The sequence below is a fragment of the Vibrio sp. Y20_XG_PY13 genome (assembly GCF_024181925.1).
Classification (GTDB): domain Bacteria; phylum Pseudomonadota; class Gammaproteobacteria; order Enterobacterales; family Vibrionaceae; genus Vibrio; species Vibrio parahaemolyticus.
On sequence record NZ_JAMZAL010000001.1, the window covers coordinates 599901 to 612918 of the forward strand.

13 protein-coding genes are annotated in these 13018 nt (G+C 47.2%); 3 read left to right on the plus strand and 10 right to left on the minus strand.

All coding sequences use genetic code 11. From position 1 onward, the window contains the following. The first annotated feature begins 157 nt into the window (after positions 1 to 157). The 3 genes from NL646_RS02665 (at position 158) to NL646_RS02675 (ending at position 2316) form a co-directional block, all read left to right on the plus strand. The gene (locus NL646_RS02665; protein WP_031827593.1) at positions 158 to 1141 is read left to right on the plus strand and encodes an HAD family phosphatase; all 984 of its coding nucleotides are present in this window, start codon (positions 158 to 160) and stop codon (positions 1139 to 1141) included. Between the two features lie 176 nt (positions 1142 to 1317). Further along, on the plus strand, positions 1318 to 1965 hold the full coding sequence (locus tag NL646_RS02670; protein ID WP_253663809.1) for an AcfA family outer membrane beta-barrel protein: 648 nt from the start codon (positions 1318 to 1320) through the stop codon (positions 1963 to 1965). A 15-nt stretch (positions 1966 to 1980) separates the two neighbouring features. Next, positions 1981 to 2316 carry a YgiW/YdeI family stress tolerance OB fold protein gene (locus NL646_RS02675; protein ID WP_005454158.1) on the plus strand — a complete coding sequence of 112 codons (336 nt, stop codon included), beginning with the start codon at positions 1981 to 1983 and terminating at the stop codon, positions 2314 to 2316. Between the two features lie 134 nt (positions 2317 to 2450). Here the strand turns inward: NL646_RS02675 and yegS are convergent, their stop codons facing one another. The 10 genes from yegS to NL646_RS02725 form a co-directional block, all read right to left on the minus strand. Continuing rightward, positions 2451 to 3350, minus strand: a complete 900-nt coding sequence (gene yegS, locus NL646_RS02680; RefSeq protein WP_005454287.1) for a lipid kinase YegS — start codon at positions 3348 to 3350, stop codon at positions 2451 to 2453. A 9-nt stretch (positions 3351 to 3359) separates the two neighbouring features. Beyond that, entirely contained in the window at positions 3360 to 4265 is a 906-nt protein-coding gene (locus NL646_RS02685) for a LysR family transcriptional regulator (protein ID WP_005454286.1), read from the minus strand. Positions 4266 to 4438: 173 nt separating this feature from the next. After that, entirely contained in the window at positions 4439 to 4864 is a 426-nt protein-coding gene (locus NL646_RS02690) for a bifunctional diaminohydroxyphosphoribosylaminopyrimidine deaminase/5-amino-6-(5-phosphoribosylamino)uracil reductase RibD (RefSeq protein ID WP_025508756.1), read from the minus strand. Between the two features lie 49 nt (positions 4865 to 4913). Beyond that, positions 4914 to 6230, minus strand: coding sequence for a BatD family protein (locus tag NL646_RS02695; RefSeq protein ID WP_253663810.1), 1317 nt, complete (start codon positions 6228 to 6230; stop codon positions 4914 to 4916). Further along, positions 6227 to 7957 (minus strand): VWA domain-containing protein, encoded by a 1731-nt coding sequence (locus NL646_RS02700; RefSeq protein ID WP_253663811.1) that lies wholly within the window; start codon positions 7955 to 7957, stop codon positions 6227 to 6229. Before NL646_RS02700 ends, NL646_RS02695 begins: the two co-directional genes overlap by 4 nt. Next, entirely contained in the window at positions 7950 to 9020 is a 1071-nt protein-coding gene (locus tag NL646_RS02705) for a VWA domain-containing protein (protein ID WP_029855965.1), read from the minus strand. The genes NL646_RS02700 and NL646_RS02705 overlap by 8 nt, the downstream gene beginning before the upstream one ends. Then, positions 9013 to 9591 (minus strand): DUF4381 domain-containing protein, encoded by a 579-nt coding sequence (locus NL646_RS02710; RefSeq protein WP_005477551.1) that lies wholly within the window; start codon positions 9589 to 9591, stop codon positions 9013 to 9015. The genes NL646_RS02705 and NL646_RS02710 overlap by 8 nt, the downstream gene beginning before the upstream one ends. After that, the gene (locus NL646_RS02715; protein ID WP_015313118.1) at positions 9592 to 10554 is read right to left on the minus strand and encodes a DUF58 domain-containing protein; all 963 of its coding nucleotides are present in this window, start codon (positions 10552 to 10554) and stop codon (positions 9592 to 9594) included. Positions 10555 to 10566: 12 nt separating this feature from the next. Then, positions 10567 to 11550 (minus strand): MoxR family ATPase, encoded by a 984-nt coding sequence (locus tag NL646_RS02720; RefSeq protein WP_086494522.1) that lies wholly within the window; start codon positions 11548 to 11550, stop codon positions 10567 to 10569. An 85-nt stretch (positions 11551 to 11635) separates the two neighbouring features. Further along, the gene (locus NL646_RS02725) at positions 11636 to 12937 is read right to left on the minus strand and encodes an anaerobic sulfatase maturase (protein ID WP_025499466.1); all 1302 of its coding nucleotides are present in this window, start codon (positions 12935 to 12937) and stop codon (positions 11636 to 11638) included. Positions 12938 to 13018: the final 81 nt, after the last annotated feature.

Here is a 13018-nt window from a genome sequence, read left to right on the forward strand (position 1 = left end):
ATGCGACTACGCTTGCTTATGATGAAGGCGAATTTTCAACGCTAACGCGTGGGCGAGAAAATGACATGAGTACAACGTGTAAGTGGTCGTTTAAGGTTATCCGCCCTCATTGCCCTTTTTAGGGATCACAACCTAGTGAAATCAATCGAGGTAAATAATGAACAAAATCCATCTCTGTACTCTTGCCGTCTTAACTAGCTTATCTTTTTCCAGCCTCGCGAAAGATTGCGATGCCAACTTGCTCCCTTCTTGGAAAGACAGCGACAGCAAAACCGCCATTGTGAATTTTGTCGAGCAATCTACCGACAGTTCAAAGGCAACATTTATTCCCGTTTCTGACCGCATTGCCGTGTTCGACAACGACGGTACACTTTGGTCAGAAAAGCCGATTTATTTCCAAATTGCATTCGCGTTAGATCAAGTCAAAGCCCTTGCGAAAACGCATCCAGAATGGAAAACGCAGGAACCTTTTAAATCCGTCATTGAAAACGACTTAGAGAAAGTCTTTGCTGGCGGTAAAGAATCGCTACTCCAAATCATGAAAGTCACCCACAGCGGCATGACTGTAGAAGAATACCAACAATCCGTCGAGCAATGGCTTGCAGCGGCGAAAGACAAGCGCTTTGGTAAAGCCTATAACGACCTCACCTTTAAGCCGATGCGCGAAATGCTTACGTACCTGCAAGAGAACAACTTCAAAACCTACATTGTTTCGGGTGGTGGCGTGGACTTTATGCGCGTGTGGGCGCCAGAAGCTTACAACATTCCTGAAGAACAAATCATCGGCAGCGCGTTGAAATACGAATACAGCTTTAATGATGGTCAGCCGAAAGTGATGAAGTTGGGCGAACTGTTAACGCTCGATGATAAAGAAGTGAAAGTCGAAAACATTCAGTACATTATTGGTAAGAAACCAGTGCTCGCCGTTGGTAACTCGGACGGAGACCAAGCGATGATGCAGTGGGCGACAAGCCAACCAAACTCTATGGCGATGATTGTGCATCACACTGACGAAGCGCGCGAGTGGAAATACGACCGTCAATCGGACGTTGGCCGCTTAGATAAAGCGTTAGACGAAGCCAATGCGCGTGACAACTGGCAGCTTATCGACATGAAAAACGATTGGTGCGCTGTTTATTAAACAGGAGTGCTGTTCGAAGCTCATTCAATTGACGAACCAAGACCGAAAAATTCCCCACGCTTTGGGGAATTTTCTATTTGCACGCCAAATTCTTTTATTTCTTCACGATCACTTCACGCTTCATCACACAAAATGCGCTTCTACTCACTAAGTTGATTTGAAGAGGCAAAATTAGAATGAACAAAACACTTCTTGCGTTACTTGTTACCTGCTCAGTTTCGGTATCTGCGGCTCCTTATGTAGGTCTGGAATATGGATTAGGCACCACTGACCATGATTTGGAACCTCACTTTTCAGCTGACAACGTAACACTCAACCCTGAACTTGAAGATGGTATTTTCTCAGGCTTTGTCGGTTACGCATTTAATGACAACTGGGCATTGGAACTGGGTTACAGCCAGTTTGACCTTGATGATAGTCATTCAAAAAACCTAGGTATCAAGCCAGTCGATGGCAAAGATTACCATCATGAAATGGATTGGGATGCGTCAATCAAAGCCAAACAAGTGTCGTTGGCTCCAGTGTTTAGTTACGCATTAAATGATAAATGGACAACCAAGTTCAAAGCGGGTCTAACTTACACACAATACGACACCAAGGTGTCTAAACATCAAGAATACGAGCTTGTCGCGAACGACGATGTGGAAATGACCAACACGCTTTTCCATAGCGCGGAGAAAAATAACGAGTTAGGCGCAATGTTCTCTGTGGGTGCGGAATACCAAGTGTTCCCAAAGCTCACCATTGGCGCAAACGCAAAATACCAACTAGACAGCTACGCAAACACAGCATCCTTTAACGTAGGCACAACTTACTACTTTTAATTTAAGGAAACGATAATGAAAAAAATGATTTTGGCATCCATGTTTGCCCTACTTTCAAGCTCGGCTTTCGCCGCTTTTAATGGCCCAGAAGTAAGCGTAATCAACACAGTGAAAGATGCGCAAAACGCAACCGAAGACAGCGCCGTAATGCTCACTGGGCACATCATTCAATCACTAGGTAACGAGACTTACTTGTTCAAAGACAGCACTGGCGAAATCGAAGTAGAGATCGACAACGAAGAATGGATGGGCTTAGACGTGACACCAAACGACAAAGTGGCAATTCGTGGCGAAATCGATTCAGAATGGACCACCATGCAAATCGACGTAGATACCATCCAAAAGCTATAAACGAGCCCTAACAACGAAGAGTCCTAACAACGAAAGTCCTCTAGCCAAGGAGCTATTGTTGAAACAGTAAAAATAGTGATAAAACAAAGCCACCCATCGGTGGCTTTGTTTTTGCTCATCTCATAAGGTTAGACTTAGTGCGTCACGCACGGGCAATCTTTAGGTAGCACCAACTTCAAACTCTTTGGTTGCACTTCAAATCGAATTTTACGGGAATGATACGGTTCGCCATCCAAGTTAAGTGGTAGAGGATTCGGAAAATCGATCTCCAACCAACTGGCTCGGGTGTGTTTCACAAACTCGCCTTTCTCGGATGGGTTGTTAATCTCTTCAATGACTTTGGGCAATTCATGCGGTAAAAACGGACGAACCAGCGTTAAGTCCATCAAACCATCATCAATCATCGCATGGGGAGCGAGCTGTTGACCGCCACCAGCTAAGCGGCTGTTGCAAAATGCCCCTAACAACATTTCACCATCGTAACGGCCCCCTTCGATAATGATGCTGCCATCATAAGGTTTGAAGCCGAGCGCCTTCACAACGCCAGTCAGTGTGTAAGCCCCACCACCGAGAAAGTTTTTTAACTCAACAGGCGTTTCTGCCGTCACTTCTGCGCCAAAACCTGCCGCCGCAACATTGATAAAGCAACGATCGTTCGCCTTAACGCAATCAACAGACAGCGCTTGCCCTTCCACTGCCAAGGTTAATGCATCAGCAATCGAGTCTGGAATATGATTCGCGGTCGCAAAATCATTGGCCGTACCAAGCGGAATAATGGCAAGTTCAGGGCGACTTTCATGATCAATGTGGATAAGTGCCGAAGCAGCCTCATTGACAGTGCCATCGCCACCCGCAACAACAATACGCTCAATACCATCCGTTACCGCTTCTTTCACGAGACGCGGCATATCTTGCGATTCCCAAGTGACGCGAACTTGCACATCTACGCCCCTGTCTCTCATTTTCATGATGGCGTCTCTTAGCTCAGGATTACCGGCTTTTTTGCCGTTTAGAATCGCTCGTATTGTCTTCATATGGACTTCCTATTTCTTGATGACTTTCCCTGCGTGTTTGATTTGCGCGCGCAACCACTGATGAGCACTTTCATTAGTGCGACTAGGGTGCCAAATGGTGCAAAGATCGTAAGTTGTTACATCAAATGGAAACGGCAGTGCTTTCACATGATAGGTATTACTGAACAACTTAATCATCGATTCTGGCATCAAACCAATGTATTCGCTACCGCAGATAACCGGCAACATTTCCAGTGCTCCTGCGGCTCGATACATGATTTTGCGTTTGTCCAAATCAACAATATCTTCTGCACTCAGCATGCTTTTTCGGCTTTGCCACTGCGATACTGCAACGTGTTCTTCTTCAAAAAACTGCTCTTGAGAAATGCTCTCTGCGATACGAGGGTGATCTTTGTTACACACCACCATCAAACGCTCAGTGATCACGGGTTCAACTTTCAAGACCGTTCTCCCGCGTGGTGCTAAATCGATAATCAAATCATAACGTTGTAAGCGTAGATCACTTTCGTAATCCTCAGTAAACAGCGGGTGCACTTCCAAAGCGATATTCGGCGCTAACTCGTGAATCTGCTTCATCAACTGTGGCAGCAACTCGTAGCTTAAAATCGACACGCAAGCGATAGAGAAAATGCGATTGGAAACTTTAGGATCAAACTCAACCGATGCCGACAGCGTCGAGGTAAAGTTCTTTATCGCTGCAACCATAGCCGGATAAATATCGACAGCAAACGATGTTGGCTCAACACCAGAAGAACTGCGGTGAAACAATGGTTCGTCGTAGATATCGCGCAATCTTGCTAGCGCTTTACTCACCGCGGGTTGGGTGATGTCTAAACGTGCCGCCGCCCGAGACAAATTACGCTCTTCGTAGATGGCGATAAAAATGGGGATGAGATTAAGATCGGTCGGTTTCATGCTATTAAATTTTTCGAAAATCACTTTTTCAATTTTAATCTAACAGCATGATAGTTAACGTAGCTAAGTACAAGAAATGGGCGGTACGACCTGTTTTAATGAGTTTTAACTCAATTTTGACGTACTCCATTCACCGCATAAGTGGGCTGCTAACGTGCAGGCCAAAGCTTACATTAAGATTTGCCTAAATATGGGGTAAGAAACTCGCTGACTTCCTTGCTGCATAAACCAATTTCTACCTCAATACCGGCTTGTTTTAGAATCTCGATACCTCGACCACTGTTGCGTGGATCTGGGTCCAACATGGCTACGACGACTTTGCCAATACCGGATTTCACTAATGTCACCGCGCAAGCTGGCGTGCGACCTACAAACGAACACGGTTCGAGCGTAACGTATGCCGTCACCGATTCTAACGAGCCTTGATATGCATTCAGCGCTTCTACTTCCGCGTGGTTGCCACCAATAGCTTGAGTATGACCTTCTGAAACGATTTGATTGTCTTTCACTAACACGCAGCCAACCGGCGGGTTTGGTTGACATTCAGGAAGCGCATTTTTGGACACTTCCAATGCGCGGCGCATAAACTCTTGGCTCATTTGAACTCTATTCTCTAATAAAAACGAGGCGCTATAGTAGCGCCCCATTTTATTCATTGCCATCTCTTCCAATGACTTTGTCCAGTTCTGGTAACGCTCGCGGAATACGGAATTTAAAACGTTGTTGTTTGGTCTGGATCTTGCGCCACATCGACTTCATTAAATGAGCGCTATTTTCACCATTTTGCATTCGCGACGCACTTTTTTGCCACGATTCACTCGAATCGGCTTTGGTCATTTCCAGCTCTGCCGTATTTAAACGCAATTGTTTGTACAATACGGTCCTTGCTTCAGACCAACGTTTAGCCTTTAACAAACGGTGGAACGTCAACCATGCTGGTGTCGGTTTGTTGCGGTAGTAACGTTTAATGGCTACCAATGAAACAGTCACAAAACCCAGAAATACAAGCGTGGAAACAATCCATGCAAAGTACGTTTTGATGAAGGATTTCAACGTGTGCTTCGCGGCAAATGTTTTGCCCTCTAACACCACCGTTTCCACTTGTTGAGTCTTACTGTTCCACCAACGGAACTCATAATCTGGCAGGGTTAATTCACCACCTTGTTGAATCACGTACACACTCTCTTCTGTGCGTGTTGACTGGTAATCACCACGTGTTTGCGTATCTGTAAGACGGTGCGGTTGAGGATACGCTTGGTAACGGGTTGTTGATTCTCCTTTCAACAAGTCTGGTAGCAACACAGATAGCGAATCATGAGCCAAAATGGTGATTTTACGCGTGATTGCATCCCCAACTTTGAGTGACTCAGTGGAGGTTTCCCACTCTTGTTTTACGTCTACGTGCGTTGCAGAAAACCAAGGCGTATCACCGCTCAACAATCCCGATGGCAAGACAGTTTTGAACTTAATCGGCTGCGTGTAAAGTGTGCCTGACACCTTCTCGCCGTCCGGTGCTGACACCTGAACGCCCACAGCGACAGGTGGAATCACAAAATCACCAGATGCTTGTGGATACAAAGTCACTTCCCAGCGTTGACGCGACCAAGTTTGTCCGCCCTTGTGCTCCGTGAAGTTAGTGGCTAACTGATTACGCTGTTTGGCGATAACATTGGGCATTTCAATACTGCCAATTCGCGTCCCACCCGTAAACCAGCGCGGCGTTGCCACTTCGATGGTTAAAATGACTTGCTCGTTGACACTAAAACTTGGCGTTTTACGCTTTTCTCCAGCCGTTGGCTGTTGACCAACCCACGCTTGCAACTCAACACCATGATTGCGTTGAAGATCGTAAATGTCCTGAGCGAAAACGTGACGACTTACGAACAGACTCAAACAAACCACTAACCATGCCACTATCCGTACAGGAAGTGCAAAAGAGGTAACGCGATGGACATTCATCATCATTGGGCCGCCTCCTCTGTATTGTTTTCCGTTGTCGTAGTTGAGCTACCCGTTGTTGGCGAGCGTAATTGAATTTGAAATTTAGCGCGTAAAAAATACTTCGGATCCGCTTCGACTCGCTTTAGCCACTTATCGGCTAATTCTTGGCTACCTAAGATGTCGTCTGCACTTAACGTCTCTTTAATCATCAACTCTGCTGACGTTTGTTCATCCGCTCCTTCTGCGGTTTGAGGGGTGTCGCCTAGCTCGGTTGACGCCTCTTGCTCTGTTCCGGCTTGACTTTCACTCATCTGATTTATCTCATCGACGATGCCAGCAATCACTTTCAAGTTGTGCTCAACATCAGGTCTTAACGACTCGTTCAACGTTGGCTTGCTGGCTAAGGATTTTAACAAGTCGCGAGCAGCCAAATATTCACGTTGGCGCGCCAATGCGCTCGCCGCATTGTAAAGACCGTAATCTCGAACCTCTTCGGACGGGTCGTTTTGCATTTCCAAAAACGCACTGTGCGCGAGCTCAAACTCGCTAGCGTAGTAGTACGCCGTGCCTTTGCGTAATGGATCGACAAAGTGTTTTGCAGCTTCTAAATACGCTTGTTGGTTGAACAAACGCTGTCCTTGTTGGTCTGGCGTCAGCCACAAATCCCACCACCATTGCGCCACCTTGTCGAAGGTCGTCACTTTTTGCACAACTTGTGGCTGCTCGGCTTTCACAGAAATGTTCTCCGCCATTGCACTGGTCGGCATCAACAGTGTACCGCTCACCATTACGATCACGCACCACTGCACTAACCACCCTTTTCTAAACCACAGCATCATGATCAACGCGATTGGGAACAGCAGTTGATAGCCCATGTCTTTCCAAGGCATTGAAGATTCGCCATTAAGCTGCATATTGCGCTCAACATATCGATTCAGTTGTTCGATATCACTGTTATCGACCGTCACTTCCACCAATCGACCGTTGGTCTGGCTGGCCAGTTTTTGCAGAGAATCCAAATCCATCGGGTTGTTACTCACGATGTCTGTATTCCCCGCAGCAAGAATTAACAGTTGATAAGGTTTGCCTGCAAAATACGCTTGGTATTGCTTAATCGTGGCCGGGTTCACGCCATCGCTCACCAACAAAACGGTGGAGCCTGGTTGACCTTGCAATTGTTGATCAATTAACGGCAAGGCTTTTTCAGCAAGCTTACCTTGCACGGGCATGATTTCTGGCGTAATGGCCGCCAAGAATGGGTCAAACACTTTGCTGTCTTGAGTCACAGGCATCGCCACATGAGCACTGCCCGCAAACACGACTAAACCCGTTTTTCCGCCTTTTCGCGCAACTAACAAATCGCGTATTTTCTGTTTGGAACGCTCAAGGCGGCTTGGTGGGAGATCTTTTTGCAGCATCGAGTCGCTGTTATCAAGCACCACAAGCAGAGAGGCTTTATCTTCACCAAAGGGAGAAGATTCACGTTGCCAAGTTGGGCCTGCACAAATCACAATGGCGAGTAGCACAATCAGCATCAAGAGCTTAAGCGGCAGTTGCTTGCGCCAACCTCGCTCGCCTATCGTCAAAGCATTGCGTAAATGTTCGGGCAGAATATCCTTCCAGCTTGGTTTGCTTTCTTCTCGCCAGCGCAACCACACCAAGAAAAACATGGGGATCAAAGCCATTAACCACAGCGGTCGGATAAAATGAAACTGCGTAAAGAATTGCGTCCAACTAAGAGAATCAAACATCGCTCTCTCCTAATGATGATCGTGTTGCAGCCCTTCTTTTGAGTGTCGCGACGCTGAACGCGAGTAAATGCATGATGACCACTAACGCCATCAAGTAATGGTGAAGGCTTTGTTTTGGGCGGTATGTGGTGCTTTCGTAAAGTTGAGGTTCCAGTTTGCCAATCTCGTCGTAGGCAGCCGACAGTTCATCACGGTTGAGAGCTTCAAACGCTTCACCGCCGGATTCTTTCGCAATGCGATGAATCGTGTCCATATCCAACGCGGTTTCACCTATCGTTTCCGGATCACCCATCGCAATCACGTGCACTCGCACGCCTTTGGCTTTCGCAACTTTCGCCGCATCAATCGGTTCGACAAAGCTGCCCGTGTCATTACCATCGGTTAATACAATCGCGACTTTTTCACTGTTTTGATCTTGTTCTAAAGCGCCACGCGACTTATCGCTTTGCTCAAAAACTTTAATCGCTAAGCCAATCGCATCACCAAGATGGGTACTCTGCCCTGCCATCGCCACATCGGTTTGGTTAAGCAGTTCGAGCCACACTTTTTGGTCTGCGGTAAATGGAGTTTGCACAAAAGCGGCATCACCAAAAAGAACCAAGCCTAATCGGTCACCTTTACGAGACTGAACAAACTCCGTCAGCACTTCTTTCGCCGCATCAAGGCGAGAAATTTTTTCACCTGTACGAGAGGTGAAATCAGGCTCAGCCATGGAACCCGAAAGATCCACCACCACCATCACATCGCGCCCTAAACTCTCGCGAACTTGAGGCTCGCCTAACACGGTGGGTTTGGCCATCGCACACACCACCAAAAGCCATGAGAGAATTAACGTTGCTCGTTGCCACCAGCTTGGGGTTAACTGGCTTGCACCTTCTGACGGCGTCTCGCCAATCGCTTCCACCAACTGACTAAAAAACGGCACTTTGATCGCCATTTGCTTAGTGCGATATGCAGGCACCAAGTAGTACACCACCAATGGCAGCGGCAAAATCAGAAACCACATTGGGTGAGCAAATTCAAAACCAGACAAACCAGTTAGCGATGCAAGAAGATCATTCATGTTGACCTCCCTGATTTGCTTTGCGTTTCAATAATGGAGATTTCTTTGCCGCGTTTTTTTGAGCATCACAGCGGTGTTCACTCACCCAGTTTTTCGCACGAGCAATAAGCGTTACTCGCTCTTCGTTGGTTAGCATAACGCTTGGGTCAACAATACTTTGTAGCCAGCGCTTTGAAAGCTCATCGTTAAAGACCACTTGCGAGTTTGCTTGAGAATCTCCGGTTTGCGGATATAGCGCATCGAGCTTTCGCAAAAAGGCGGTATCAAACAATTTCGCGTTACGGCTATCAACATGAATCAACACAATTTTAAGCACAGAGAACAATGCTTTAGGCATGCCTTTGTCGCTCGGTTTGATTTGCGAAATCGTCAACAGAGCTTCTTGTCGGTAGCGGTTACACCACCACTGTTGAGCCAAACGATACGCGACATACACTAATGCAATGAGCGCAACCGCCGCTAAAATTTTCCAGCCAATAGTTTGCGGATACCAACTCACGCTTGGTGGCACGGCCACATCATGTAGCTCTCTGAGTATGTAGGTACTCGGAGGCGTAGGAAGACCACTCATTTAACGCCCTCCTACCAGTTTTTGAAATTGTTTAATGTGCTCGCCTGTCGTATCGAGTTCAATGTGCGGAAGGTGTTTCATCGCCATAAGTTGAGAGAGTGACTGACGCTGTAAGCTAGTTCGAGCCTCAAGCTTTGCGCTCGCGGCTTCTACCTTTGCTTTGCTGTCTAAATTGAGTTGATACTGCCCATCACCAACCACCCATTTCGATTTTGCCAAATCGTCTGGTAGCGCTTGTTCTAATGGGTCACTGACCATCACGGCGAGAACATCGTTGTGCTGTTGTAGCTGTTTAAGGTGGTCAAGATGGTGCTCCTCGCAGTCGCTCCAGTCGCTGATAAAAATCAAAGTGGATTGTTTGAGCTTCATGCGTTTAATGAGCTCAATCCATTGACTGAACGTCACTTTTTCGGAATTGCGGGAGTCCACATTGAGCGATTGATTGGCTTTAGCGAGACGCTTAAGTTGAGCCAGAAGATCGTTTTGCGAACGCTGCGCCTTGCTGTGAAACAACGCCTGTTGGGATGCGATGACAAAACCGACTCGGTCGCCATCTTTTAACACGCGCCACCCACACATGGCCGCGATTTCTGCCGCGACGACCGATTTCATTACTTGCGTCGAAGCAAAAAACATTGCGCTGCGCTGGTCGACACACACGATCACGTTGCGATCTTTTTCTTCGGTGTAGCTGCGCACGTGCGGCTTGCCTGTGCGCATCGTGACTTTCCAATCCAGGTTACGAATGTCGTCACCCAATTGATAATGGCGCAGCTCTTCGAAGTTCAATCCACGACCGCGAAACAGCGAATTGTGGCGGCCTGAGAGTACGCTGCCCGCTTTTAGATGAGGAAGTAAACTGAATGATTCTGCTTGTGCTTGCAAACGTACTAAACGAGCGTAATCGCAGTACAAACGGGGATCCATCCCCTGTGATTTTGGCGCAAGAGTTGGCTTAGCCATAATGCCTCCCGCTTACCCAATTTCTACAAAATCTAGCAGCTCTTGCACGACGCGTTGGTGATCGACTCCGTCTGCTAGTGCATCGTAGGTCAAAGAAAAACGGTGGCCCAGTACAGACGGAACCATGGCTCGCACATCGTCAGGAGTGACATGGTCACGTCCTTGCATCCACGCATACGCACGAGCGCATTTGTCTAGTGCGATGGAAGCACGAGGACTAGAGCCAATCTCAATCCATTTTGCTAAGTTTGAATCGGCATAACGCTCTGGCTTACGAGTCGCCATCACTAACGCTACAATGTAGTTTTCCACTAGGTCTGATACCACGATGTTTGGTAACTGACGGCGCGCTTCTAGCACCACGTCTGGCTCGATGTGTTTTGGCGTAATAATTTCGCTGCTGGTTTCCGCACCTAATTCTTCACTGCGCACCAAACGAATGATGTCACGTTCAGCGTCGTCTTCTGGGTAATCGACGGTAACCTTCATGATAAAACGGTCCATTTGCGCTTCTGGCAGCGGGTACGTGCCCTCTTGTTCTACTGGGTTTTGCGTTGCAAGCACCATAAACAAGTCTGGCAATACGTGAGTTTTATCGCCTACCGTGATTGTGCCTTCTGCCATGGCTTCAAGCAGTGCTGCTTGTACTTTGGCTGGCGCACGGTTGACCTCATCGGCAAGCACTATGCTGTTAAAAATTGGCCCTGGCTGAAAATGGAGTTGCGGCTTGCCATCCAACTCTTGATAAACCTCGGTTCCCGTCACGTCCGATGGCAAAAGGTCTGGCGTAAACTGGATTCGACCAAAACTGGTGTTTAACAAGTTGGCCAACGATTTTACAGAACGTGTTTTTGCCGTTCCCGGCAAACCTTCTAGAAGAATGTGCCCGTTCGTTAATAACCCGATGACTAAAGCTCGAACCACGTGGCTTTGTCCAATGACGCTTTTTTCTGTTTGTTCGATGAGTTCTTTTATCGCTTGTTGTGCGTGGTTCATAGGGTACCTTTTCAGTGGTTTAAGCCGTCTTTTCAATAGTTAAGTATAAGAACAAATGAAATAACTTAAGGTTATATTCACTATGTTATCTTTGCGGTTCTTCAGATTGGAGAAGTTGTGCAAGACCAACCAACATCGGTAATGCGTAATCAAAGAACATTTTGATTCCCGAACACAGATAGTTTAGTCCAGCCTCGCCATTCGGCGTTTTGATCAGACGGTTTTTCGGACACTCGCCCCAGCAATAAGGCAAGTAGGGACACTGCTTACAATACGTCGGCAAAGATTCGCGTTTTGCCATGCCAAAGGTGTATTGTCGTGTAGAGAAGGCCATGTCATTCAATGAGTGTTCATGAATGTTGGCGAGTTTGTATTCTGGGTACACATAGTGGTCGCAACTGAACACGTCGCCATTGTGCTCAATCGCCAAGCCTTTGCCACAAAACTCAGCCGTCACGCAAAGCTGAGACGGTTTCCCCATTACTTGCGCTACCGCGGTTTCAAACAGGTTAACCAGTACACGGCCAAGATCGTTATTCACCCACTCTTCAAAGGTCGCCATTAAAAAGCGTCCCCAGTCTTCAGGATCGACCGACCAATCCGTCACAACAGACATTGGATGACCCGGTTTCGCCAGATCACTACCTTTGGTTGGGATCATCTGTTCGTTCCAAAACTGCGGTGCGGTTGTTTGGAAGTCGTTCGCTTCAACCACCGGTGCAAACTGAATATATGTCACACCCAATTCTTGGGTTAAAAATCGATACACTTCGAGCGGGTATTTCGCATTGTGACGATTCACCGTCACCAACGCGTTGAATTTCACGCCATGCGCTTGGAGCTTATCTACCGCTTTCATCACCAGATCAAACGTCGGCTTACCGCTACGGGTTTTGCGATATTTATCGTGCAGCTCTCGTGGCCCATCAATCGACAAGCCAACTAGGAAGTTGTGCTCTTTTAAAAACGCACACCACTCATCGTTTAGCAAAATGCCGTTGGTCTGAAGGTCGTTTTCAATGCGAACGCCTTTCGGCTGATGTTTCTTTTGCAGAGCTACGACATTGCGGAAGTAGTCCAACCCAAGCAGCGTTGGCTCCCCACCCTGCCATGAGAAAACAATTTCTTCGCCATCCTGACTTTCGATGTAGCTTTTCACGAACGCTTCCAAAGTTGCGTCGTCCATTTTTGGCTGCTTTTCTTGGTGCAGTAAATTTTCTTTATGCAGATAAAAACAGTACTGACAATCGATGTTGCATTTTGCTCCGCCCGGCTTTGCCATCACATGGAATCGACGGTCATACGCGCCCGAAACCGGTGCTTTAGAAGCCGTTTTAAGAGGAACAATAGGCATGGTAGTAGAATGGCGAGGGGAAATCTTACTCATACGTTTCTCACTATTAAATATACCCAAATAACCTCGTAAGCGTAGTGCAGTAAACGGGAAGCTATTTGGGTATATAGCGCT